The sequence below is a fragment of the Mesorhizobium sp. ES1-6 genome (genome assembly GCF_020164775.1).
GTDB lineage: Bacteria > Pseudomonadota > Alphaproteobacteria > Rhizobiales > Rhizobiaceae > Mesorhizobium.
Map to the genome: position 1 here is coordinate 1 of NZ_JAIUGU010000017.1, position 23577 is coordinate 23577.

Annotated in this window: 22 protein-coding genes; 9 read left to right on the forward strand and 13 right to left on the reverse strand. The window is 65.2% G+C overall.

From position 1 onward, the window contains the following. Positions 1-148: 148 nt before the first annotated feature. Positions 149-796 (reverse strand): ThuA domain-containing protein, encoded by a 648-nt coding sequence (locus LB564_RS28875; protein ID WP_224542504.1) that lies wholly within the window; start codon positions 794-796, stop codon positions 149-151. Between the two features lie 53 nt (positions 797-849). Further along, positions 850-1872 carry an LLM class flavin-dependent oxidoreductase gene (locus LB564_RS28880; RefSeq protein ID WP_140710594.1) on the reverse strand — a complete coding sequence of 341 codons (1023 nt, stop codon included), beginning with the start codon at positions 1870-1872 and terminating at the stop codon, positions 850-852. 122 nt (positions 1873-1994) lie between these two features. On the opposite strand from LB564_RS28880, the gene LB564_RS28885 reads away from it, so the two are divergent. Both LB564_RS28885 and LB564_RS28890 read left to right on the forward strand, forming a co-directional pair. Continuing rightward, on the forward strand, positions 1995-3077 hold the full coding sequence (locus LB564_RS28885) for a CaiB/BaiF CoA transferase family protein (RefSeq protein ID WP_224542505.1): 1083 nt from the start codon (positions 1995-1997) through the stop codon (positions 3075-3077). Between the two features lie 10 nt (positions 3078-3087). After that, on the forward strand, positions 3088-3603 hold the full coding sequence (locus tag LB564_RS28890; RefSeq protein WP_224542506.1) for a peptide deformylase: 516 nt from the start codon (positions 3088-3090) through the stop codon (positions 3601-3603). On the opposite strand, the gene LB564_RS28895 is transcribed toward LB564_RS28890, so the two are convergent. The 10 genes from LB564_RS28895 to LB564_RS28940 form a co-directional block, all read right to left on the reverse strand. Next, positions 3589-4650, reverse strand: a complete 1062-nt coding sequence (locus tag LB564_RS28895; RefSeq protein ID WP_224542507.1) for an ABC transporter ATP-binding protein — start codon at positions 4648-4650, stop codon at positions 3589-3591. The genes LB564_RS28890 and LB564_RS28895 overlap by 15 nt on opposite strands. A 9-nt stretch (positions 4651-4659) precedes the next feature. Further along, entirely contained in the window at positions 4660-5472 is an 813-nt protein-coding gene (locus LB564_RS28900) for a carbohydrate ABC transporter permease (protein WP_140710601.1), read from the reverse strand. Then, positions 5472-6347 (reverse strand): carbohydrate ABC transporter permease, encoded by an 876-nt coding sequence (locus tag LB564_RS28905; protein WP_224542508.1) that lies wholly within the window; start codon positions 6345-6347, stop codon positions 5472-5474. Before LB564_RS28905 ends, LB564_RS28900 begins: the two co-directional genes overlap by 1 nt. A 74-nt stretch (positions 6348-6421) precedes the next feature. Continuing rightward, a complete protein-coding gene (locus tag LB564_RS28910) occupies positions 6422-7714 on the reverse strand; it encodes an ABC transporter substrate-binding protein (protein WP_224542509.1) in 1293 nt (430 codons plus the stop codon). A gap of 100 nt (positions 7715-7814) precedes the next feature. Beyond that, positions 7815-8837, reverse strand: a complete 1023-nt coding sequence (locus LB564_RS28915) for a Gfo/Idh/MocA family protein (protein ID WP_224542510.1) — start codon at positions 8835-8837, stop codon at positions 7815-7817. Further along, complete coding sequence (locus LB564_RS28920) at positions 8834-9541, reverse strand: N-acetylmannosamine-6-phosphate 2-epimerase (protein WP_224542511.1); 708 nt, start codon at positions 9539-9541, stop codon at positions 8834-8836. The genes LB564_RS28915 and LB564_RS28920 overlap by 4 nt, the downstream gene beginning before the upstream one ends. 64 nt (positions 9542-9605) lie before the next feature. Then, positions 9606-10514: an N-acetylmannosamine kinase gene (locus LB564_RS28925; protein WP_224542512.1), complete on the reverse strand. Its 909-nt coding sequence runs from the start codon at positions 10512-10514 to the stop codon at positions 9606-9608. Next, positions 10498-11325: a MurR/RpiR family transcriptional regulator gene (locus tag LB564_RS28930; RefSeq protein WP_224542513.1), complete on the reverse strand. Its 828-nt coding sequence runs from the start codon at positions 11323-11325 to the stop codon at positions 10498-10500. Before LB564_RS28930 ends, LB564_RS28925 begins: the two co-directional genes overlap by 17 nt. 10 nt (positions 11326-11335) lie before the next feature. Continuing rightward, positions 11336-12484 (reverse strand): enhanced intracellular survival protein Eis, encoded by a 1149-nt coding sequence (eis, locus tag LB564_RS28935; protein WP_224542514.1) that lies wholly within the window; start codon positions 12482-12484, stop codon positions 11336-11338. Positions 12485-12680: 196 nt separating this feature from the next. After that, positions 12681-12956 (reverse strand): hypothetical protein, encoded by a 276-nt coding sequence (locus LB564_RS28940; RefSeq protein WP_140710031.1) that lies wholly within the window; start codon positions 12954-12956, stop codon positions 12681-12683. 320 nt (positions 12957-13276) lie between these two features. On the opposite strand from LB564_RS28940, the gene LB564_RS28945 reads away from it, so the two are divergent. The 6 genes from LB564_RS28945 to LB564_RS28970 all read left to right on the forward strand — a co-directional run bounded on the left by LB564_RS28945 (position 13277) and on the right by LB564_RS28970 (position 21026). Beyond that, positions 13277-14230, forward strand: coding sequence for an ABC transporter permease (locus LB564_RS28945; RefSeq protein ID WP_224542515.1), 954 nt, complete (start codon positions 13277-13279; stop codon positions 14228-14230). Between the two features lie 34 nt (positions 14231-14264). Beyond that, positions 14265-15281: a sugar ABC transporter substrate-binding protein gene (locus tag LB564_RS28950; RefSeq protein ID WP_140710027.1), complete on the forward strand. Its 1017-nt coding sequence runs from the start codon at positions 14265-14267 to the stop codon at positions 15279-15281. Between the two features lie 12 nt (positions 15282-15293). Next, a complete protein-coding gene (locus LB564_RS28955; RefSeq protein ID WP_224542516.1) occupies positions 15294-17411 on the forward strand; it encodes an ABC transporter permease in 2118 nt (705 codons plus the stop codon). Continuing rightward, complete coding sequence (locus tag LB564_RS28960) at positions 17408-18502, forward strand: strictosidine synthase (protein ID WP_224542517.1); 1095 nt, start codon at positions 17408-17410, stop codon at positions 18500-18502. The genes LB564_RS28955 and LB564_RS28960 overlap by 4 nt, the downstream gene beginning before the upstream one ends. 3 nt (positions 18503-18505) lie before the next feature. Beyond that, a complete protein-coding gene (locus tag LB564_RS28965) occupies positions 18506-20005 on the forward strand; it encodes a sugar ABC transporter ATP-binding protein (protein ID WP_140710021.1) in 1500 nt (499 codons plus the stop codon). Between the two features lie 124 nt (positions 20006-20129). Further along, a complete protein-coding gene (locus LB564_RS28970) occupies positions 20130-21026 on the forward strand; it encodes a LysR family transcriptional regulator (protein ID WP_140710019.1) in 897 nt (298 codons plus the stop codon). A gap of 148 nt (positions 21027-21174) precedes the next feature. Here the strand turns inward: LB564_RS28970 and LB564_RS28975 are convergent, their stop codons facing one another. Beyond that, complete coding sequence (locus LB564_RS28975; RefSeq protein ID WP_224542518.1) at positions 21175-22671, reverse strand: aldehyde dehydrogenase family protein; 1497 nt, start codon at positions 22669-22671, stop codon at positions 21175-21177. A gap of 142 nt (positions 22672-22813) precedes the next feature. Between LB564_RS28975 and LB564_RS28980 the strand changes: the two genes are divergently transcribed. Continuing rightward, on the forward strand, positions 22814-23557 hold the full coding sequence (locus tag LB564_RS28980) for a glucose 1-dehydrogenase (protein ID WP_224542519.1): 744 nt from the start codon (positions 22814-22816) through the stop codon (positions 23555-23557). The last annotated feature ends 20 nt before the right edge of the window (positions 23558-23577 follow it).

The window sequence follows — 23577 nt, forward strand, 5'->3', positions numbered from 1 at the left end:
TCCTCCAAAGGACGACCAGGATCCTGTCGGTCTCCTTCCCACCTCAACTATAGCATGGCAAAAACACACAGGATCCTAGGGTCTCCGCGACGGAGCTTCGCTCCTGCTACGCCCTAGGATGACGAAGTCGCGGGAAGCCACGCTGCTGCTACCCCCGCGCGGCCCAGAGCAAACCACGTTCCATCATCAGCGCCATTTCCGGCACCGCGAACTCATCCGCCGTGTGCCCGAGCGCGCTGAAAAAGATCTTTCCCGCGCCGTACCTGCGCTTCCATGCCACCGGCATGACGACGCCGCCAATGCCCGGGAAATGCGCATCGCTGAAGGTGGTGGTCGCCAGCACCTCGTTGCTCGGGTCGACATGCATGTAATATTGCTCCGACCGATAGGCGAAATCACTGAGGCCTTTCGTGATCGGATCGTCCGGCCGGGTGATGACCACCTGATAGTCGATGATGTTGCCGGGATGCGCGACCCATTGGCCGCCGGTCATGAACTGATAATCGGGCTCGCCACGAAAACTGTCGCCCATGGTGCCGTGGAAGCCGCCGAGCCCGGTTCCCCCGCGAACGGCCTGCGTCAGGTTCTGCAGTTCGGCCTTCTCGATCGTCGACATGGTGATGACGGGCACGATGAGATCGAAGGACGCCAACTCCGGATCGGCGAACATCGTCGTGCCCTGGCCGAGCTTGACCGTGAAGCCGTTGCGCTCCAGCATGTCGCGCACGACATTGGCGCTGCGCTCCGGCGTATGGCCTTCCCACCCGCCCCAGGCAATCAGGGCCTTCTTGGCCATACCGTGAATCTCCGTGAACCGCCCGCCGCGTCGATGGTTACACGGCGCGGCCGTCAGCGCCAGCCCAGCCCCGGCGCGACATGGGTCAGTATCGCCTCGATGACATGGGCGTTGTAGTCGACGCCGAGCTGGTTGGGCACGGTGAGCAGCAGCGTGTCGGCCTCGGCGATCGCCTCGTCCTGCGCCAGTTCCTTGATCAGCACGTCGGGTTCGGCGGCGTAGCTGCGGCCGAAGATCGCCCGCGTGTTCTCCTCGATAAAGCCGATCTGGTCGCGGCTTTCATTGCCGCGGCCGAAATAGGCGCGGTCGCGGTCGTCGACCAGCGCGAAGATGCTGCGGCTGACCGAGACGCGCGGCTCGCGCTTGTGCCCGGCCGCCTTCCAGGCCTCGCGATAGATACGGATCTGCTCCGCCTGCTGGACATGGAACGGCTTGCCGCTCTCGTCGAATTTCAGCGTCGAGCTCTGCAAATTCATGCCGAGCTTGGCAGCCCATTCCGAGGTGGCGTTGGTGGCCGCACCCCACCAGATGCGCTCGCGCAGGCCTTCCGAATGCGGCTCGAGCCTGAGCAGGCCGGGCGGGTTGGGGAACATAGGCCGTGGATTGGGCTGGGCAAAACCTTCGCCGCGCAACGTGTCGAGGAAAACCTCGGCGTGATGGCGAGCCATGTCGGCGTCGCTCTGGCCCTCCTGCGGCGCATAGCCGAAATAGCGCCAGCCATCGATGACCTGCTCGGGCGAACCGCGGCTGATGCCAAGCTGCAGCCGCCCGCCGGCGATGATGTCGGCGGCGCCGGCGTCCTCGGCCATGTAGAGCGGGTTCTCGTAGCGCATGTCGATGACCGCCGTGCCGAGCTCGATGCGGCTGGTCTTCGCGCCGGCGGCGGCCAGCAGCGGGAATGGCGAGGCGAGCTGGCGCGCGAAGTGGTGCACGCGGAAATAAGCCCCGTCGGCGCCAAGCTGCTCGGCGGCGACCGCGAGATCGATGGATTGCAGCAGCGCGTCCGAAGCCGAACGCACCTGCGATTGCGACGAGGGCGTCCAATGCCCGAATGACAGGAAACCGATTTTTTTCATGGTCCTGAAGTATATGCCGGCGGCACATGCTTCAATGGCGAAAGATGAGGGTTACACACCGTCGCCCTCTCGACACCAAATGTTCGCGATACCGAAGTGCCAAAACCGCTATGGAGGGTGGGATGCTCGGAGGAATCCGCATCGTCGAGATCGAGGCGCTGGGTCCGGCGCCCTTCGCCGGCATGCTGTTCGCCGATCTCGGCGCCGATGTCATCGTCGTCCACCGCAAGCAGGCGTCCATGCCGGGCGCGCCTGAGCGCTCGCTGCTCGATCGCGGCAAGCGCTCCATCGCGCTCGACCTCAAGGATGAAGACGACGTGGCCGTGCTGAGGCGCCTGATCGCCACCGCCGACGGGCTGATCGAGGGCTTCCGGCCCGGTGTGATGGAGCGTCTCGGGCTCGGCCCGGAGGCTTGCCTCGCGGCCAACCCGAAGCTGGTCTACGGCCGCATGACCGGCTGGGGCCAGGACGGACCGCTCGCCGCCACCGCCGGGCACGACATGAACTATATCGGCCTGTCCGGCGCGCTCTGGTATGCCTCCTTGCCGGGAGACCCGCCAATAGCGCCGCCGTCGCTTGTCGGCGACGTAGGCGGCGGTGCGCTTTATCTGGTGATCGGCATGCTGGCCGGCATCATGAATGCCCGCGCCGGCGGCAAAGGCACCGTCGTTGATGCCGCGATCGTCGACGGCTCGGCGCACATGATGAACCTGCTGATGTCGCTCGGCCAGTCTGGCGCGCTCGCAGCGGAACGCGGTCAGAGCCTGCTCGACGGGCCGCATTGGTGCCGCGTCTACCGAACGTCGGATAGCGGCTTCGTCAGCGTCCAGTGCCTGGAGCCGAAATTCTATGCGCTCTTCCTCGACAGGCTGGGCCTTGCCGCCGATCCGCAATTCGCCAACCAGTTCGATCGTGATCTGTGGCCCGGGCTTTGCGAGCGGCTGGCCGCGATCTTCGCCACCAAACCGCGCGACGAATGGGTCAAGCTGTTCGAACGGTCCGACGCCTGTGTCGGGCCGGTTCTCAGCCCCAATGAAGCAGCCCTGCATCCGCACATGGCCGCGCGCGGCACATGGCTGACGGCGGACGGCGTCCTGCAGGCCGCAGCCGCGCCGCGCTTTTCCGACTGGCAACAAAAGACGCCGGCGAAAAGCCCCGCGCGCGGCGAACATGATGCCGAAATCCGTGCGGGGCTGGCGCGTTGAGACGAGCTCCATGGCGGTTCGATCGATCATAAAATTCCCCAATCCCCTGCTGCGCGCCGTCGCCGAGCCCGTGGATCTGTTCGACGGCCGCCTGACGGATCTGGCCGGCGATCTCATCGACACCATGCACGCGGCGCCGGGGATCGGCATCACCGCCCCTCATATCGGCGTTTTGAAACGTCTGGTCGTCATCCAGCTTCCATCCGATACGGAACCTGGAATCTACGTAAATCCATCCGTCATCCAGGCCTCGACCGAGATGATCCGCCACACGGAAGGCAGCGTTTCGATGCCTGGCGTCACCGAGGACATCGAGCGGCACGTCCGCATCCGCGTCCGCTATCAGGATCTCGACGGCAATGAGCGGTTCGAGGACGCCGAGGGTCTGCTGGCGGTCTGCCACCAGCATGAAATCGATCAGCTCGACGGGCTGTTCTGGACGCACAGGCTGACGCGCCTCAAGCGCGAGCGGCTGGTCAAGCGCTACGGCAAGCTGATGCGAGCCTCAGATTCAGCGAACACGTGACCCCCGCGCGTCGAAGATGCGCGTGCGACCGGCCACGAAGCGCAGCGTGATCGTCTCGCCGAAACGGGGCTGGTCCTCGCGCCGTTCGGCGACCACCGTTTCGCCGCTCGGCAGCGCGCCATGCACGTAGGATGTCGATCCCAGCCGCTCGGTGACATCGACGGCAAGCGCAAGCTCGACGCCCTGCTTTTCGTCCAGATGTTCCGGTCTGATGCCAAGCGTGACTTCCTGGCCGCTGGCGAGCCTGGTGGCAAGATGCGAGACGTCCACCCTGGCATCGCCGACGAGCACGGTTTTCCCGTCCTCGGCCACTCTCGCCTTGAGGAAATTCATGCGCGGCGAACCGATGAAGCCGGCGACGAAGGCATTGTCGGGGTCGTCGTAGAGCGACAACGGCGTGCCGACCTGCTCGATCTTGCCGGCCTTGAGCACGACGATCTTGTCGGCCAGCGTCAGCGCCTCGGTCTGGTCGTGCGTCACATAGACCATGGTCCGGCGGATCGACTGGTGCAGGCGCTTGATCTCGGCGCGCAGTTCGGTGCGCAGTGCCGCGTCGAGATTGGACAGCGGTTCGTCGAACAGGAACAGCCGGGGATCGCGCACCAACGCCCGGCCGATGGCGACGCGCTGGCGCTGGCCGCCGGACAATTCGCGTGGCTTGCGCTGCAGCAAGGACTCGATCTGCAGCAGCCTGGCCACCGCCGCCACCTTTTCCTGTGACGTCTTGCGGTCGAGCCCGCGCATCTTCAGCGGAAAGGCGATGTTTTCGGCCACCGACATGGTCGGATAGAGCGCGTAGGACTGGAACACCATCGCCACGTCGCGCTCACGCGCGGGAAGATTGGTGACGTTGCGGTCGCCGATCACGATGCTGCCGGAATCGATCGGGTTCAGCCCGGCAACGGCATGCAGCAGCGTCGACTTCCCGCAGCCCGACGGGCCGAGCAGCACGACGAAGGACCCCTCCTCGACCTCGACCGAGACATCGTCCAGCACGTTGACCGCGCCGTAGGATTTCGACACCGACCTTATCGACAAATTCGCCATCGGATCCCCTCAGCCTTTCACGCTGCCCAGCGTCATGCCGCGCACGATCTGCCCCTGCACCAGGACGCCAAGCACGATCATCGGCAGCATGATCAAGGTGGCGGCAGCGGTCAGCGCACCCCATTGGATGCCTTGGAATGTCAAGAACGAGGTGATGGAGACCGGCAGGGTCTGCGTGGCGCGACCGGTCAGCACCAAGGCGACGAAAAACTCGTTCCAGGTGAACAGCACGCACAGGATCAGCGTCGCGACGATGCCGCCGCGCGCCGCCGGCAGGTAGACATGCCAGAACACGCTGAACTCGCGCGCGCCGTCGACGCGGGCCGCATCGCGCAATTCCTTCGGGATGTCGTCGAAGAAGGTGATCAGCAGCGAGATCGCGAACGGCACGTTGACGAAGGCATAGGCGGCGATCAGCAGCCAATGCTGGTTGAGCGCGCCGATGCGGGTCGCCAGGTAATACATCGGAATGACGAACAGCAGCGCCGGGGCGATGCGCAGGCTGAGGATGAATTTTTCCTTGGAACGGCGCAGGTCGCCCGGCTGCTGCGCCAGCCCGTAGGCGGCGATCGAGCCGATGGCGACCGCCAGCGCGCTGGACAGGATGGAGATGATGAAGGAATTGGCGAAGGCGCTGAGGAAGCCGCGATTGGCGAACACCGTGCGGTAATTGTCGAGCGTCGGGCTGAACAGCCAGACCGGCGGAATGGCGAAGGCGTCGCGCGTCGTCTTGAACGAGGTCACCACCACCCAGTAGAGCGGGAACAGCACCGCCAGCAAAAGCATGAGCAGCCCGACATAGAAAATCGCGCGCCGGCCCATCAGCGCTCTCCCGCTTTCGGAAACAGAACGCTGTACATGGTCAGGAGCGCGACATTGGTGAAGATGGTCAGGATCACGGCGATGGCCAGTGCGTAGGAGATGTCGAAATTGGTGAAGGCGACGATGTAGCCGTAATAGTTCAGCGTCTCGGTCGACAGCGCCGGCCCGCCGCGTGTCATGATGTAGAACAGGTCGAAGGCCTTGATGCTGTCGATCGCCCGGATCAGCGCGACGATGGCGAGCGCCCGGCGCAGCATCGGCAACAGGACATACCAGGTCACCTGCCATTCGCGCGCGCCGTCGACACGGGCGGCGTTCAAGGGATCGGTGGGCGCCGATTCCAGCGCCGCCATTACCAAGAGGATGACGAAAGGCGTCCATTGCCAGATATCGGCGATCAGCACGGCGAACAGCGCGATCCGAGGGCTGCCCAGCCAGTCGACCTGGGCTATCCCGGCCAGCGACAGCAGGTAGTTCGCCATGCCGGTGGCGGGATCGAACAGGAAGCGCCAGGTCAGTCCGACGACGACCGGCGTCATGATGATGGGCACCAGCAGCAGCGTCCTGACCAGCCGCTTCATGGCGAAGTCGCGATCGAGGAACAGCACGACGGCAAGCCCGAGCGCGATCTCGATGATAGTTGCCAGCGCGGTGAACAGCACCGTGCGCCACAGTGCCGCCATGGCGCGCGGATCGCCGAAGAAACGCAGATAATTGTCGAGACCGACGAACTTCTCGCGCCCGGCGCGCATCAGCGACAGATCGTGCAGCGAAATCCAGATCACGAACAGCGTCAGCGCGACCGATGCCACGGTCAGGCAGACGATGATCGGCTGGAAGAAGTGCTTCGTCGGGTCCGACGCTGTTGTTGCCACGGTCTCAATCCATCCGGTGAGAATCTCGCCCTGCCGCGCACAGGGAGCGCACGCGGCAGGGCACGCGCGCCCGCCTAGCGGGCGAGCGCGGCGTTGTTGGCCTCGTCCGCCTCCTTGAGGGCGTCGGCGGCGCTGGCCGTGCCGGCAAGCGCCTTGGAGACGGCGATGCCGGTGTTGTTGATGATCTCGTTGGCCTGCTCGACCGTCGGCAGATATTGCGGATTGCCGGCGTTGATGGCGGCGATCATGCCATCCCTGAAGGCGCCGTAGCGCTTGCCGAAAGCCTCGCCATTCAGCACCGAAAGGGATGTCACGCCGGAGTTGGGATCGGTTTCGATCGCCTTCAACTGCTGCTCCTTGGCGGTCGCCCAGGCCGCGAACAAGGCTGCCGCTTCCTGGTTCTTGGATTCGGCCGAGACATACATCGAGTGCACGGCGAGCGAGGACGAGCCGCCCTTTGGCGAGGCGGACTTCATCGGCACCGGCACATAGCCGACCTTGCCGACGACGGTGGAGACGCTGGGATCCTCATTATAGGCGCCGTTGACGGTGGCATCGAGCGTGATCGCCGCCTTGCCTTGCTGGAACAGCAGCCGGTTTTCTTCCCAGCCGAAATTGGCGACGCCGACCGGGCCGTAATCCTTCAGCACCTTGGTGAAAGCATCGAGCGCGGCGACGCCCTCCGGCGTTGCCAGCGCCGACTTGCCGCCGGCATCGAGGAATGAGCCACCAAAACCCCAGAGATAGGCTGCCCAGACATAGACGCCCTGGATGCCTTGCTGGCCGCGCATGGTGATGCCGGCGATCTGCTTGTTGGTCTTCTCCGAAATGGTCTTGGCCGCGTTTTCAATGTCGTCGAACGTCTTCGGCGCGGCAAGCCCGTACTGCTCGAACAGATCCTTGCGGTACATGACGAAGGTGCTCTCGCCATAGACCGGGAGCCCGTAGACCTTGCCGTCGACGATGTTGGTGTTGAAGTAGCCGGGCACGAAATCGGCCTTGTCGAAGTTCTCCTTGTGCTTGGCCAGGAAATCGTCGAGCGGCACGATATAGCCGGACTTCACGAAGCCTGGCAGGTAGATGATGTTGTTCTGGACGACGTCGTAGCGGCCGGACTTGGAGGAGAATTCGAGCAGTTCCTTGGCCGTGATGTCCTGCTCGGGCACGATCTCGAGCGCCACGTCGATGCCGGTCACCTGCTTGAATTCCGGCAACAGCCTCTGGATGGCATCGGTCGTCGGATGGCCTTCGAGCAGCACCGACAACTGCACCCCGTCGAACGGCTTGTCTTGCGCCAGGGCCGGCAAGGCCGTGGCAAGCGCGGCCGCGGCCACGGTAAGCATCAACACATTGCGTCTGTTCAGCATTTTTTCGTCTCCCATTGTTGGGCCGCTTTGGCCTCGTTTCAAATTCCCGTTGTCTGTTCGAGCATGATCTTTTCCGAAAACCGGCAACCACTTTTCGGGATCATGCTCCGCCGAGGCGCACGATTTCGCCGCTCCGCGCCGACTGCATCATCGCCAGTGTGAGTTCGAGCGAACGAAGGCCGTCGCGGCCGCTGGCGATCGGCATGTCGGCGCCGTCGAGCCAGGCAAGCAGGCCGCCGAGCTGGCGCGCCAGGTCGCCGTCGAGACGGCCATTGACGACAGGCCAGTGCTGGGTGTCGATCTCCCGCGACGTCTCGTTGCTGGCGTAATAGAGGCCGCTGTCGCCGCACTGGACCTCGAACGAACCTTCCGTCCCGATCAGCTCCATGCGCGCATCGATCATGTGGCGGGCGCCGGCCGGCAGCGACCAGGCGCTTTCGAAATTCACCACCGTGCCACCGGAGAAGCGCACGATCGCGGCCAGGCTGTCCTGCGTGCCCGATGCGCCGAGCAGAATGTCGGTCTGCTGGGCATAGACGGAAACCGGGTGCTGCCCGTCGAGCATCCACAGCACCATGTCGACGTCGTGGACGGTGACGTGCAGCGCCAGCGGCAGCTTGCCGCCATAACGTTTGGGGCCCTCGGTGCGTGCGCTGTTGCGCCGGGCGTAGATGTGGATCGGCTCGCCGATCTTGCCCGAAATCATGAGTTCCTTGGCCGCGGCGTAGCGCGGATCGAAGCGCAGGAGATAGCCGATGCCGAGCTTGACCTTGGCCTCATCGCAGGCCGCGATGATGGTTCGCGCATCCTCGACCGTGGAGGAGATCGGCTTCTCGACGAAGATGTTGATGCCGGCCCTGGCCACGGCAACGGCCGGCGCCAGATGCAGATTGTCGGGCGTGCAGATCGAGACGAGGTCGAGATCGCGCTCGCCCGCCAGCAGCGCCTCATGACCGGGATAGACCTTGCAGCCCGGCGCCTTGGCCGCGACGGCGCCGGCCAGTTCCAGATTGGGATCGACGATCGCCGCCAGCTCGCAGCCGACCATGTCAGCGAAGATCGCGGCATGCATGGAACCCATGAAGCCCGCACCGATAACGGCGACGCGGTGGCGCTTGATCATGACTGGTTCCTCCTCAACTGCGGATTGGCGCTCCACGACCCGACCTGGTCGACGAAGCCGCGGGTGATGGCATCGGGCCGCGTGATGGCGCCGCCGACGACGATGAAGCGAGCGCCAAGCTCGAAGCAGCGGACGGCTTCCCGTGGCGTCCAGATGCGGCCTTCGGCGACGAACGGCAGGCCGGCCGCGGCGAACTGTTCCATCAGTTGGAAGTCCGGCCCGCGCTGCTGGTTGGAATAAGGCGTGTATCCGGCCATGGTGGTGCTGATCAGCGAGGCCCCGGCGTCCAGGGCGCGCTTGCCTTCGTCGAGCGTGCTGACGTCGCCCATCGACAGGCGTCCCTTCGCCGCGATCGCATCGAACATCGTCTTCAGATCGGCCGGGCGCGGCCGGCTGGTGGCATCCAGCGCCACGATGTCGGCGCCGGCGTCGATGATCGATGCGACATCGGCAAGCGTAGGCGTGATGTAGATCTCGGTGTCGCCGCGCCGCGCCTTGATCAGTCCGATGATGGGAACACTCACCCGCCGGCGCACGGCTTCCATGTTTGCCACACCCTCGATGCGCACCCCGGTCGCGCCGCCAAGAACGACCGAGCGGGCAATGGCGGCAATGTGCTCGGGAGCGTCGAGCGGCATGCCGGATTCCGCCTGGCACGAGACGACCAGCGTTCCATCGAGCTGAGCGAGCACATCGCCTTGCACCTGGGGCTTCTCCTTCGAGCGTTACCCCTGCAATCAATCGCGGATGATGCTTTTTGTCAAGAAACTATTTTAGATGAAAATTTCCGTCATAGAGCAGCGCCACCCCCAGCAGACCCGCATCGGCGCCGGCCTGCGCGGCGATGATCGGGCGATGGAAGACGGCCGGAAGCCGCAGGGAACGCGCCCGCAGGGCCTCGATGAAACCCTGCGCCAGCCCGACGCCGCCGCCGACCGCGAAGCAATCGATGTCGACGGCGGCCGTCAGGTCGGCGAAGCCGTTGACCAGCGCGTCGACGGCGGAGGCGATCACCTCGGCGGCGCGGTCATCGCCTCGAGTGGCGGCCGCGAACAGGTCCGGCGCACCGACCGGACGGCCGAGCCGCTCGCTGCCGCGGCGAGCAAGCGCCGTACCGGATGCAACCGTCTCCAGGCAGCCGCGCCGGCCACAGCCGCAGATCACGCCGCCGGGATCGGACATCATGTGCCCGGCATGGCCGGCAAGCCCCGTGGCGCCGGTCTGCAGGCGGCCGTCGATCACCAGACCGCAGCCAATGCCGGTGGAAACCGTGAAGAATGCGAAATTGCGAAAACCCCGGCCGGCACCGACGGAGAATTCGGCCCAGGCAGCCGCCTGGGCATCGTTGACGACGAGCGGCGACACGCCGAGCGCGCTTTCCAGCGCGTCGGCCAGCGGGTAGCCGTTCTCGATCGGCAAGGTATCCGGGTTGAGCGCGGTCAGCGCGCCGTCCCGCACAATGCCGGTGGTGGCGACGGCGACGGCGCTTGGCGCGTGCCTGGGCACAAGCGCGGCTATGGCCGCGACCAGATCATCGCCCCTGCCCGTCCTTGGCGTCGCCGTCTGGCGCCTGTCGTGCAACCGTCCACCCTGCACTTCGGCCGCGGCGATCTTGGTTCCGCCGATGTCGATGGCCAGAACCGGGGCAAACACCGCACGGTCAGAAGCTGCGGTCACTCACCACCTCCGCCGTGCGGCCGAGCAGCGTGAGCCGCGCCGGATCCTGCCGCATCATCTCGGCCGCCAGCGCATCGACGATCAGCAACTGGCTGATCTTCGACGGGAACGCGCCGCCGGTCAGCGGCGTCTCCGGCCAGGACGCGATCAGGGCGAGGTCGCAGGCGGCGACCAGCGGGCTCTTCGAGCGGTTGGAGATGCCGATGACGAAGGCGCCTTGCGAGCGGGCGAGTTCGGCGATGCGCACCGCGTCTATGGTCGAGCCGGAACTCGAAATGACCACCTGCACGGAGCCCTTCTGCGTGGTTCCAGCGGCCATCACCGCCAGATGCGCGTCACCCAGCGCACGGCTGAGCTTGCCGATGCGGGTCATCTTGTAGGCGAGGTATTGCGCCGTGATCGCGGAGGCGGCGATACCGAAGCAGTCGATCGCCGTCGCCGCCAGCAGCTGCCGCGAGGCCGTGGCGATGTCTTCCCGGACAATCAGCTGCTCGGTTTCGCGCAGCGAGATGATGGCGGTTTCCACCAGCCGCTGGATATCGTCGGTCGGCAAGCCGATGTCCCTTGCCCGCTCGTCGGTGGCCAGCTCCTTGGCCAGCGCCAGCTTGAAATCCTGGAAGCCGGTGAAGCCCTGGTCGCGGCAGAAGCGCATGACGCTGGCCTCGGACGAGGCTGAAGCCTCGGCGAGTTCGGTGATGCTCTGGCGCAAGGTCGCGTCGGGCTGCGCCAGCACCGTCTCGGCGACGCGCGCCAGCGCCGGCGTCATGTCTCCCGCCGCCGCCCTCAGCGAGGCAATAAGCGCATGTGTCATGAATCGGTCCTTAGAAATGCTCGGCCACCCAGGGTGACGGTCCGGCAAACAGCTGGTCACAGAGATGTATAGCAGCCCTGTCGCCGGTTACCTGGCCATACTGCGCCAGTTTCGAGGCGCTGCGAAAGCCCGTGAATATCTGCACGAAGGCCGGCGCCTGCACGGCAATCGTCGGGCTGCCTCCGGTTGCCTCGCGGACCTCGACCACGCCATCCCTGATCTCGATCTCCAGCGCCGCCTCAGCGGGTCCGATGCGCAGTGCAAGCCTCATATTGTCGACATGGTAGCCGCGCTGGCGGAGCGCCGCGGCCGGATCGAGCACCCGCAGCAGCCATTCCTCCTGATGGGCGAGACGCCAGCCCTTGTCCGGCATCGCCGCCACCAGATCATCCTGCGGGCCGCCATGCCAGCGCACGACCGGATAGACCGAGCGGAACCTGGCCAGGAACGAAAGCACGCCCTGCGCGGCTTCCGAGGAAGCGGCATGCCAGTCGCGGACCAGGAGGCAGGCCTCGTCGCCCATGTCCAGGATCAGATAGGCCGCCTCGCCTTCGGCAAGATAGGCGGCGAGGGCATCGGTAGGCTCCCGCCGCAGCTCGTTCCAATGCGCGGCGCCACGGCTGAGCAGCCCAGCCTCGCGACCCGCCTTGGCGGCATAGGCAACGGCAAGGCGCGGATCGCTGAGCTCGACGCGCTCGAAGCCGAGCTTGCTTGCGGCCGGCAGGCTTGACGTCTCGGCTTCGTAGACGATCTCGTGGCCGGCGAGCTCGAAGCCGCTCTTGCGGTAGACCGGCCGCGTCGAGGCGAACAGCGTGGCGATGGCAGCCCCTTTGCCCAGGGCCTGGGCGCACAGCGCGTCGACAAAAGGCACCGCCAGCCCCTGCCCGCGACGCTCCGGCGCGATCGCCACATGCGCGATGTTGGCCGCCGGCACCGGCTTGCCATGGAAGACATGCGCGGTCTCGAGCAGCGCCGCGCAGGCCTCCGGCTGCCCGCTTTCGCCGCGCAGCAGCCTGAGCGAGCCGAGGCCGACATGGGCGATGTATTCGTCCGATCGCGCCTTGCCGAAGCCGAAGGCCCAGCTCATCAGCCGCGCGATCTTAGGGGCATCCCCTGTCGTCGCCGCTTCGACAACGACAGTTTTGGAGTTTTTCTTCATATGATCCTCACGATTGGAGATTTTCATCATAACGTGAAATCGCCAATTCGCAATGGCCGGCGGCAATGATCGGCCGGTATGCTCGGGAGGTAATGGCCGGTCGTTCAGGATAGCGCCAAGCCGGACGCGTGTCCGCGCCAGTGGACCGTGTCGCGTTCGCAACGTGCCGGCCTGATGGCCGGCGAGCGTCAGCCGATCACTTCCCGCAATGGTGGTCGTTGATCTTATTTATCGCAAAGCCGTCCGGTCCTGTCCGGTGGTAGGAGCAGGCCCCGGCGGCCGTCGTGAACAGCTGCTGGTCGTAATAACGCGGGCCGCCGAACAGGAAGTCGATGAGATCGTCATCGGCGGGAACGTAGCGCTCCTGATCGCCCTGATGATGACGATGCTTGGACCCGGCCAATGCCGAAGAGGACATGCCGCAACCCATTGCCAGAGCAACAGCGCAGATCGCCAACCGTTTGATCGTCATCGCAAACACCCTTCTGTTCGGACTCCATCTATATCCAAATCATCGGACGGCGAAAAGTTCCCTCGGGCAAGGCGCGCCAGCCGATTTGCGGCGGTCCGCCGACGCGTCCGGACCGAACTGCACAGCGCATCAGAAAATCGAAATTGCCCCTGCCGCCTCGAGCCGCAATGGTCTTGTGGGAGGCAGCCGGCTCAAGGCTGCGGAGGAATCGCCGGGCGGCAGGGGGGCCGCACGGGCAGGCTGCCGCTCATGGCTGCGGCAAGGGAGGAAGGACATTGGCTGGTTCGGGCAAATCCGACAGCGCGCGCCCGGGCATCAAAATGTCCCAGGAACTCGTCGTCGTCGCGATCTCGGCCGTTCTCTTCGTCGTGTTTTCGGCGACGCTCAACAATTTCCTGAGCCAGGGCAACATCCTCGCCATCCTCAAGAACGTCTCGATCCTCGGCACGCTGGCGGTCGGCATGGGGTTCATCGTCGTGGGCCGCGGCATCGATCTGACCATGGTGGCGGTGATGGTCGTCGGCGTCGCCTTCTCGATCTGGATCTCCACCTGGGGCGTCGACTTCACGCTGGCCATCATCTTCGGCGCCGTCCTGGTCGCGGCCATCGGCCTGTTCACCGGCATCATGGTGGCGGTGGCCGAAATCCCGCCGATCTTCGCCACCCTGGCCATCGCCTCGTCGGTCTACGGCTCGGGCCGCATCGTCTTTGCCTCCGACGTGCTCTATGCCCCGTCCGATATCGGCTGGCTGAAATTCGTTGGCAACGGCACCATCCTCGGCATCCCGATGTCGGTGATCATCTTCGCGGCGGTGGCCGCGCTGATGGGCTTCTTCCTGAAGAAGACCCGCTTCGGCCGGCTGGTCTATGCCACCGGCGACAACCCGAACGCGGCCCGCACCACCGGCCTGCCGACGCGCCCGATCATCGTGACGCAATATGTCATCAGCGCCCTCATCGCCTATACCGCCGGCATCATCATGCTGGGTCTGGTCACCGGCATCGACACGCGCCTCTACAATTCCAGCCTGATCTACGACGTGCTTTTGGTCGTCGTGCTGGGCGGCATCGGCCTCTCCGGCGGCCAGGGCGGCGTGCGCAACGTCATCGTCGGCACCATCCTGGTCGGCATCCTGACCAACGGCATGACGATCCTGAATTTCAGCTACACCAGCCAGAACCTGATCAAGAGCGTGATCCTGCTGGGCGCCCTGGCGATCGACGCCATCATCAATCCGCGTGACGAGCAGACCTCGCAGAGCGGCGACATCTGAAACAACAACCAAGACATTAATCAGGGAGGAAACCATGAGATTGTTCAAGAACTGCCTGTTCGCGGGGCTTACCGCGCTCACGCTGCTGGGCGCGGCGCAAGTCACGGGCGCGCAGGAAACCGACCAGGTCGGCCGCTCGACCTATCTCGAGGCGCTGAAGGGCAAGAAGGTCATCTTCGTGCCGATCTCGCAGGGCATGGACCTCAACCAGGCATGGGTGGTGGTGTGGCAGCGTCACGCCGCCCGCTACGGCTTCACCCTCGAAGTGCGCGATCCTTCCGGCGACACCAATGCCGGTATCCGCGCCATGCAGGGCGCGATCGCCGAGAAGCCGGACCTGATCATCGTCCAGAACCCCGATGTGCAGACCTACGCACGCCTTTTGAAGCAGGCGCAGGCCGCCGGCATCAAGGTGCTGCAGGTCAACATGCAGTCGGCGACCCAGACCGATTCCTATGTCGGCAATGACTGGATCGAGATGGGCCGCCTCGAAATGGGCGAACTGGCCAAGCACTGCACCGGGCCTAACGCCGTCTCGCACAAAGTGGTGTGGCTTGCCGGCGTCCAGACGGGCGCCGCCAACATCTACATGCGCACCGGCATCGACGAGGTGCTGAAGGCCAATCCCGAACTGCAACTCGTCTCCGACCAGCCGGCCGACTATATGAGCGAAAAGGCCCGCCAGATCACCGAGACCGTCCTCCAGCAGCATCCGGATCTGTGCGGCATCATGGGCATCTGGGACAATGCCGAAGTCGGCGCCGGTGCCGCCGTCGCGGCCGCCGGCAAGCAGGACCAGGTGACCATCGTCACCAACGGCGCCGGCAGCGCCACCGGCTGCGAGAGCATCAAGAACGGGCTGCTCGACGTCATCTTCAACTTCAACGCCCCGATCCAGGCCGAGATCGCCGCGCAGCAGATCTCCGAACTGCTGCAGCAGCCCGACCGCAAGGCGGGCAGCGAGAAGACCATCTTCTTCGGCCCGATCACCCGCGTCGACAAGACCAATGCGACCGGCAGGAACTGCTGGAAGCTGGACGAGCTCAAGTAACGGACTTCATTGATGAGCCTGGCCGAAAGCCTTGTGCGCTGGCGCTACCGCCTGCTCCCCGACCACGTGGTCGGGGAGATTCTGACCAAGAAGTGGATCGACAGCGTCATCCCCTTCACGGCGCTGGTGATCCTGTGCGCGATCTTCGGCTCGATCGTGCCGGGCTTCTTCGATCTGACGACGCTGACCAATCTCAGCGGCCAAACCGCGGAACTCGGCCTGGTCGTGCTCGGCATGACCATCGTCATGGTCTCCGGCGGCATCGACCTGTCGGTCGGCTCGACCTTCGCGCTCGCCGTGCTGGTCACGCTCTACGGCATGAATGTCGAGCAATGGAGCTTCGGCACCGGCTTGCTGGCGTGCCTTGGACTGGGCGTCGTCTGCGGCGCCATCAACGGCTTCCTGGTCGGCTTCCTGCGCATGCGGGCGTTCCTCACCACGCTGGTGACGCTGATCATCTACCGCTCGACCTTCGACATCGTCTTCCCGCGGGTCTCGACGCCGATCGTCACCAGCGGGCCGGATTCGCCGACCTATGATTTCCTCGGCTTCGGCACGGTCTGGGGCGTGCCGACATCCTTCGTCGTCTTCGTGGTCATCGCGCTGGCCATCCACCTCGTGCTGTCGCGCGCCCGCTATGGCTGGCGGCTGTTCGCGGTCGGCGGGGCGCGCCGCTCCGCCTACAATGCCGGCATCAATGTACGCTTCACCCTGTTCAGCGCCTATGTGCTGTGCTCGGTGCTGGTGGCGCTCTCCGGCTTCTTCTTCTCGGCCCGCATCGGCAGTGCGGCTTCCGACATCGGCACCGGGCTCGAACTGCAGGTGCTGACCGCGACCGTGCTCGGCGGCATTTCGCTCGGCGGCGGGCGCGGGTCCGTCGCCAAGGCGCTGATGGGCACCGTCTTCGTGCTCGTGCTTTCGAACAGCCTGCTTGCGCTCGCCGTGCCCGGCCCTGTCAACTTCCTGATCCTCGGCTTCGTGCTGCTTTTGTCGGTGCTGCTCGACGTGCGCTGGGTGAAGAACCGCCACAAGATCCTGCGCAGCGTCTACATCTCGCCGACCTTCGCCAAGATGCCGCAGGCGATCTCGACCGCGCCGGGCGCGCCGATGGCGGTGAACGACCGGCTGAAGGATGTCGGCGTCATCGGCCTCGGCTTTCTCGACGGCGCCGAGGACGTCATCTTCGACCGGCAGGACCGTCTCTACACCGGCAGCCGCCAGGGCGACATCCTGCGCTTCCAGCCACCGCATTACACCGAAAGCGAAGTGTTCGCCCATATTGGCGGCTCGCCGCTCGGCATGGCTTTCGACCGCGACGACAATCTGGTCATCTGCGTCGCCGGCATGGGCCTCTACCGGGTCTCGCCGGCCGGCGAGGTGAAGCTGCTCACCGCCGAGACCAACCGCTCGCTGACCTCGGTGGTCGACGACTCCACCATGAAGCTCGCCGACGACTGCGATATCCTCCCCGATGGCCGCATCGTCTTTTCGGAAGCGACCGTGCGCTTCGAGATGCATGACTGGTATGCCGACGCACTGGAAAGCCGGGGCAATGGCCGCATCATCGTCCATGATCCCAGAACCGGTTCGACCCGCACGCTTTTGTCGAACCTCGTCTTTCCCAATGGCATCTGCACCGCTTTCGACGGCCAGTCGGTGCTGTTCGCCGAAAGCTGGGCCTGCCGCATCAGCCGCTACCATTTCGACGGCCCCAAGAAGGGCAAGGTCGAGCGCGTCCTCGAGGGCTTGCCCGGCTATCCCGACAACATCAACCGCGCCTCCGACGGAACCTACTGGCTGGCCCTTATGGGCATGCGCACGCCGGCCTTGGATCTCTCGCTTGAGATGCCGGGCTTCCGCCGCCGCATGGCGCGGCGCGTTTCGGAAGACGCCTGGCTGATGCCCAACCTCAACACCGGCTGTATGCTGCGCTTCCACGAGAACGGCCAGATCCTCGAAAGCCTGTGGGACCAGGCCGGCGAGAAGCACCCGATGATCACCTCGATGCGCGAGCACAAGGGCATCCTCTACCTCTGCGGCATCTTCAACAACCGCATGGGCACGCTCCCCCTGAAGGGCGTCGATCCCAACTGGTTCAGCTCGGATTCCTATTGGGGCAAAAAGCCATGAGCGGTTTGAGCCAGCTTTTTGACCGCTTCCTCGGCCGTGGCGACTGGGCCGTGACGGTGCCGACGCTCGACGGACCGCTCTTGCCCAACCAGAGGCTGGAAGAGGCCGAGCCATTTGCCGGCCTCGCCGAGGCCGACAATCTCGTGCGCACCGAAAAGGGCATACTGGCCAGCAGCGCGAACCGGCTGATGCGCTTTGGCGCCGACGGCCATGCCGAGGTGCTGCAGGAGTTTCCCGGCGAGATCACGGCGCTTGCCCATGCCCGCGGCATGACCGCAATGGCCATCGACGGCAAGGGCGTCGTCATTCGCGGCGGCCTCCACGACGGCCGGGAGGCGACGGGTGACGAGGCCCGGCGTCTCTCCTGCGTGACCGCCCTCACCTTCCTCGACAGCAACACCTTGCTGGTGGCCAACGGCTCGGCCGCGCTGCCGGCAAGCGGCTGGCGCCGCGACCTGATGGAGAAGAACGCCTCCGGCTCGCTCTGGCGCCTCGACCTGAAAAACGGCCGGCTGGAGCTGATCCGCGACAATCTCGCCTGGCCGGCCGGCATCGCCACCACCGGCTCCAACCGCGTCTACGTCACCGAGGCCTGGCGCCACCGCGTGCTGGCGATCGACCTTGCCACCAAGGCGACGCTGCCGGTGCTGGAGCATCTGCCGGCCTATCCCGCCCGCATCGCGCCCGCTTTCAACGCCGGATACTGGCTGACCTTCTATTCCGTGCGCAACCAGCTGGTGGAGTTCATCCTGCGCGAGGAGACCTATCGCAAGCGCATGCTGGCGGAGGTTCCCGAAGCCTACTGGATGGCCCCGTCGCTCGGCTCATGGCGCGACTATCGCGAGCCGATGCAAGGCAGCCAGTTGAAGCAGATGAACGTGTTGAAGCCTTACGCGGTCACCCGGTCCTACGGGCTGGTGGTGCATTGCGACCAGAACATGAAGCCGCTGTCGAGCTTCCATTCGCGTGCCGATGGCAAGGTGCACGGCACGCTCAGCGCCTGCGAGGCGGGCGATGATCTGCTGGTCGCCTCGCGTGGCGGATCGAGGATCGTGCGCGTGGCGAACGCCGCCGGCGGCAAGCGAGGCTAAGCGATGTCGGACGCCAACATCATCGAACTCAGGGACGCCACCAAGGCCTTCTCGCGCATCCCGGCGTTCAAGAATGTCAATTTCGACCTGCGCAAGGGCGAAATCCACGCGCTGCTAGGCGAAAACGGCGCCGGCAAGTCGACGCTGACCAAGGTCATGGCCGGCGTCTTCAAGCTGACCGAGGGCAAGATGACCTTCGACGGCAAGGACGTGTCGTTCTCGGCACCGGCCGAGGCGCTGCGCGCCGGCATCGCCATGGTCTACCAGGAAACCAATCTGGTGCCGGCCATGACGGTGGCGCAAAACCTCTATCTCGGTGAAGAGAAGATGTTCAACCGGCTGCGCGGCCTCTACATCCAGGCGCGCCAATTCCTCGCCGGCATGGGTTTCCAGGTCGACCCGACCGCGCAGGTCAGCACGCTGGGCGCGGCGCACAAACAGATGGTCGAGATCGCGCGCGCCGTCCACCACAAGGCCCGCGTCATCATCTTCGACGAGCCGACGGCGACGCTGACGCCTGAGGAAAAGCGCCATTTCTTCAATCTTTTGCATCGCCTGGTGAAGGAAGGCATCGCCGTCATCTTCATCACCCACGCGCTGGAAGAGGCACTCGCCGTCGCCGACCGCATCACCGTCATGCGCGATGGCGAGATCGTCGCGTCCGGCGATGCCAAGGGCTTCACCCGCGCCTCCGTGGTGCAGGCCATGGTCGGCCGCACGCTGACCGAAACGCTGCATGGCGAGGTCAAGCGCGCGGCGCGCCCCTATGGCGACAAGGTGCTTTCGGTCGAGAACCTGTCCTGCGCCGGCCTGGTGCGCAACTCCTCCTTCTCGGTCTTTTCAGGCCAGGTCACCGGCATGTTCGGCCTCGTCGGCGCCGGCCGCACCGAAATGGCCAAGGTCGTCGCCGGCCTGTTGAAGCGCAACATCTTCCACGGCGGCGAAATCCGCTTGCTCGACAAATCGGTGCGTTACCGCGTGCCGAGGCCCGCCGTGCGCGACGGCATCGTCTATGTCACCGAGGACCGCAAGGTCGACGGCTTCTTCGAGACCATGACGGCCGGCGAGAACCTGCAGATGGGTGAACTGACCGAAGGCGCCAATCCGGTCTCCATGGTGTCGCTGGCGCGCGCCAGGCAGCTCGCCCGCGAATGGGGTGAGCGGCTCAGCCTGCGGCAGATCAGCGACCGCGCCAGGATGATCGAGCTTTCCGGCGGCAACCAGCAAAAGGTCGTGATCGCCAAATCGCTGATCCAGAAGCCGAAGCTGGTGATTTTCGACGAGCCGACGCGCGGCGTCGACGTCGGCGCCATCGTCGAAATCCATCAACTGATCGGCGAGCTCGCCGACCAGGGCATGGCCGTCGTCGTCATCTCCTCCTATCTGCCTGAGATCCTTGCGGTCTCCGACCGCATCCTGGTGGTCAAGCGTGGCCGTGTGGTGGAAGAGATGATGCTGTCGGAAGCGACCGAGGAGCGCGTCATGTTCGCCGCGGTCCACTGATCCCCGGCTGAACGGGGATATCTTTGCTGGCTAATCCAGGACCGACGCCTGGCCCGGCCTATTGCCTTGCAATCGCTTCCGCGTCTCAATAGGTCAGGAGGACAGATCACCTGCCCGAACGGACATGTCCAGCATCAACCTCAAACTTCTGCAGACGTTCCTGCTTGCCGCCGAAAACGGCAGCTTCCGGCGTGCCGCCGAAGAGAGCAACCGCTCGCCATCGGCCGTCTCCATGCAGATCCGCGATCTCGAGGAACAGATCGGCATCTCGCTCTTCATCCGCACCGCGCAGCGCGCCAGCCTGACGCCCGAGGGCCAGATCCTGTTCGAGGAGATCGCCAATGCGATGTCGCAGGTGCAGACCAGCCTCGACCGGCTGACCGAGATCGCCGCGCGGCGCAAGGGCAAGGTGCAGATCGCCTGCGCGCCGACGCTTGCCGCGAGCCGGCTGGGCGACATACTGGCCACCTTCAAGCTGCGCTATCCCCGCTCGATCGTCGAGGTCATCGAACTGCCGCCGCAGGCGGCGCTCAGCCTGCTGCAGCAGCAGGAAGTCGAGTTCTACATCGGCCCCGAATTGCCGAACCTGACGGACTTCCAGTTCGAGTCGATCCTCGACGATCCGCTGATGGCCTGCATCCCCACGGAAATGCATGGCGGTGAGAAGAAGCTGCTTTTGTCCGACCTGCAGCGCTTCCCGCTGATCCTGCTCAACCGCAAGACGGCGGTGCGCGGCCTTGTCGACCGGCTGACGGCGGCGGAAGGCATCGAGCTCAAGCCGCAATACGAGGTCGAAAGCGCACAGACGGCGGTGGCGCTGGTGTGTTCGGGACTTGGCGTCTGCGTGGTGCCAGGCATTGCCATCTCGCGCAATGACGAGCGCATGCGGGTCGTGCCGATCGACCACCGCGACGCCCACCGCTCCGTCGGCATCATCACCGCGCGCGGCTACGTGCACCACTCCTTTTCCGAACAGCTGATGAACCTGATCCGCACCAACCTGCGCGAACTGGCGCACTGATTGAGGTCAGGGAGCATCCCCTCCTTCGTCATCCTAGGGCGGAGCAAGGAGCGAAGCGACGCGCGCAGACCCTAGGATGACGAAGGTAAAAAGCGGTGCGACCATCAGCGATTCGCAGGCCGGCCTCACCTGAATATCGCCACACCCGTCAGTCGGTCTGGATCCAGACGGCCTTGGTCTCCAGATACTCATGCAGATGCTCGACGCCGCCCTCGCGGCCGTAGCCGGACATCTTCATGCCGCCGAACGGCACGGCGGGGTCGATGGCGTGGTACATGTTGACCCACACCGAGCCGGCCTTGACGCGGCGCGCCAGCTTGTGCGCGGTGCCGAGATTGGTGGTGAAGATGCCGGCGGCCAGACCGTAGGGCGTCGCATTGGCGCGCGCCACGGCCTCGTCCAGCGTGTCGAAAGGCATCGCCGAGATCACCGGCCCGAAAATCTCCTCGCGCGCGATGGTCATGGTGTCCGACACAGCGCCGAACACGGTCGGCGCGATGAAATTGCCGCCGTCATAAAGCGCGCCCGTCAGCCGCGCGCCGCCGGCGACCAGTTCAGCGCCTTCGTCGCTGCCGGCCCTGATGTAGCCTTCGACCTTGCCGGCCTGCCTGGCGTTGATGAGCGGCCCGATTTCCGTTTCCGCCTCGATGCCGTGGCCGATGCGCAGCCTGCCGGCGAACTCGGCCAGCCGCCGCACGAATTCGTCATGGATCTCGCGCGCCACGAAGAGCCGCGAGCCGGCGATGCAGATCTGGCCCGAATGCACGAACACCGACATCGCCGCGACGGGCACGGCCTTGTCGATATCGGCGTCGCGGCAGACGATGATAGGCGACTTGCCGCCGAGCTCCAGCGAAACACGCTTGAGATTGGCCACCCCCGCCCGCGCGATCGCCTGGCCGGTCAAAGTCGAGCCGGTGAACACGATCTTGTTGACGTCGGGATGCTCGGCGAGCCGCGCTCCGGCCTCCGCCCCGGTACCGGTGACGATGTTGACGACGCCATCGGGCACGTCCGCTTCCTGCATCAGCTTGGCGATCAAGAGCGGCGTCAGCGACGCATCCTCGGAAGGCTTCAGCACGATGGTGCAGCCGGTGGCCAGCGCCGGCGCGATCTTCCAGATCGAGGCCGCGGTCGGCGCGTTCCAGGGGATGATGGCGCCGACCACGCCGACCGGCTCGCGTCTTGTGAAGGAGACGATTTCGCCGGGAATGGAATTCTCGATCGCCTCGCCATGCAAAGCGGTCGCCATGCCGCCGTAAAAGCGCAGCATGCCGATGACGCGCCTGCGGTTGGCCAGCGTGCGCGTGATCGGCAGCCCCATGTCGAGCGTGTCGGAAACGCTGAGCTCTTCCCAATGGGTCTCGAACAGGTCGGCGATGCGCAGCAAGACGCACTGCCGCTCATAGGGCGAGAATTTCGACCATGGACCTTCGAAGGCCCTGCGCGCAGCGGCCACCGCGGCATCGATATCGGCGGCTCCGCCGCGCGGCACTGTGGCCAGCACTTCACCGGTCGCCGGGTTCAGCGCCTGCATCACCTCACCGGATTGCGCCGCGACCCACTTGCCGCCGATGAACATCGGCCGGAATTCGCCGTGGTAGAGCGTCGTGGCCTTCGCCCTCGGGTCGAAATTCACCGTCATCTCTTCCTCCTCGAGAATTCCGTGGCGACTATTACGCCCGGTGCGGCCGACCTCAAACAAGGAAAGCTAAAAGGGCGTTCAGATAATCGGACTGTGCAATTGGTGCATCTTCCCCGATGGTTCAGCCAACGGAGGAACGGATATGAGACTTGCAGGCAAGGTCGCCATCGTCACCGGCGGCGGTTCGGGATTCGGCGAAGGTATCGTCAGGAAATTCGTCGCCGAGGGCGCGCTGGTCGTGCTCATGGACCGCGACGAAGCGGCCGCGTCCCGCGTCGCGAGCGAGGTGGGCGGCAATGTGCGGCCTATCACCGGCGACGTCTCGACGCTGGGAAGCTTCACGGCTGCCGCCGACCTCGCCCGCTCCGCCTTTGGCGGCCTCGACATCCTCGTCAACAATGCCGGCGTCGCACAGCCGCCGCTACCCTTGGAAACCATGGACGAAGGCCTGTTCGACAGGATCGCCGACGTCAACATGCGCTCGATCTACAACGGCGCCCGCGCCGTGGTGCCGCATTTCAAATCCACCAAATCGGGCGCCATCCTCAATGTCGCGTCGACCGGCGGCGTCTCGCCGCGCCCGAACCTCACCTGGTACAACGCCTCCAAGGGCTGGGCGATCGCCGCGACGCGGGCCATGGCCGTGGAACTCGCCCCCTTCGGCATCCGCGTCAACGCCATCAACCCGGTCGCCGGCGACACGCCGCTTCTGTCCACCTTCATCGGCTCCGGCGAGGAGAACCGTGCCCGCGTCGTCGCCACCATCCCGATCGGCCGGCTGTCGACGCCGCAGGACATGGGCAATGCCGCCGCGTTCCTGTGCTCGGACGAGGCCAGCATGATCACCGGCGTCGACCTCAACGTCGATGGCGGCAAGTGCATTTGAGGCTCTGGCATATGGGTGTC

What these genes read in the sequence shown, in the direction of transcription:
- LB564_RS28875 (WP_224542504.1), bottom strand. Translation starts at nt 796, where the DNA reads ATGGCCAAGAAGGCCCTGATTGCCTGGGGCGGGTGGGAAGGCCATACG.
- LB564_RS28880 (WP_140710594.1), bottom strand. Translation starts at nt 1,872, where the DNA reads ATGAAAAAAATCGGTTTCCTGTCATTCGGGCATTGGACGCCCTCGTCG.
- LB564_RS28885 (WP_224542505.1), top strand. Translation starts at nt 1,995, where the DNA reads ATGCTCGGAGGAATCCGCATCGTCGAGATCGAGGCGCTGGGTCCGGCG.
- LB564_RS28890 (WP_224542506.1), top strand. Translation starts at nt 3,088, where the DNA reads ATGGCGGTTCGATCGATCATAAAATTCCCCAATCCCCTGCTGCGCGCC.
- LB564_RS28895 (WP_224542507.1), bottom strand. Translation starts at nt 4,650, where the DNA reads ATGGCGAATTTGTCGATAAGGTCGGTGTCGAAATCCTACGGCGCGGTC.
- LB564_RS28900 (WP_140710601.1), bottom strand. Translation starts at nt 5,472, where the DNA reads ATGGGCCGGCGCGCGATTTTCTATGTCGGGCTGCTCATGCTTTTGCTG.
- LB564_RS28910 (WP_224542509.1), bottom strand. Translation starts at nt 7,714, where the DNA reads ATGCTGAACAGACGCAATGTGTTGATGCTTACCGTGGCCGCGGCCGCG.
- LB564_RS28915 (WP_224542510.1), bottom strand. Translation starts at nt 8,837, where the DNA reads ATGATCAAGCGCCACCGCGTCGCCGTTATCGGTGCGGGCTTCATGGGT.
- LB564_RS28930 (WP_224542513.1), bottom strand. Translation starts at nt 11,325, where the DNA reads ATGACACATGCGCTTATTGCCTCGCTGAGGGCGGCGGCGGGAGACATG.
- eis (WP_224542514.1), bottom strand. Translation starts at nt 12,484, where the DNA reads ATGAAGAAAAACTCCAAAACTGTCGTTGTCGAAGCGGCGACGACAGGG.
- LB564_RS28940 (WP_140710031.1), bottom strand. Translation starts at nt 12,956, where the DNA reads ATGACGATCAAACGGTTGGCGATCTGCGCTGTTGCTCTGGCAATGGGT.
- LB564_RS28945 (WP_224542515.1), top strand. Translation starts at nt 13,277, where the DNA reads ATGTCCCAGGAACTCGTCGTCGTCGCGATCTCGGCCGTTCTCTTCGTC.
- LB564_RS28950 (WP_140710027.1), top strand. Translation starts at nt 14,265, where the DNA reads ATGAGATTGTTCAAGAACTGCCTGTTCGCGGGGCTTACCGCGCTCACG.
- LB564_RS28955 (WP_224542516.1), top strand. Translation starts at nt 15,294, where the DNA reads ATGAGCCTGGCCGAAAGCCTTGTGCGCTGGCGCTACCGCCTGCTCCCC.
- LB564_RS28960 (WP_224542517.1), top strand. Translation starts at nt 17,408, where the DNA reads ATGAGCGGTTTGAGCCAGCTTTTTGACCGCTTCCTCGGCCGTGGCGAC.
- LB564_RS28965 (WP_140710021.1), top strand. Translation starts at nt 18,506, where the DNA reads ATGTCGGACGCCAACATCATCGAACTCAGGGACGCCACCAAGGCCTTC.
- LB564_RS28970 (WP_140710019.1), top strand. Translation starts at nt 20,130, where the DNA reads ATGTCCAGCATCAACCTCAAACTTCTGCAGACGTTCCTGCTTGCCGCC.
- LB564_RS28975 (WP_224542518.1), bottom strand. Translation starts at nt 22,671, where the DNA reads ATGACGGTGAATTTCGACCCGAGGGCGAAGGCCACGACGCTCTACCAC.
- LB564_RS28980 (WP_224542519.1), top strand. Translation starts at nt 22,814, where the DNA reads ATGAGACTTGCAGGCAAGGTCGCCATCGTCACCGGCGGCGGTTCGGGA.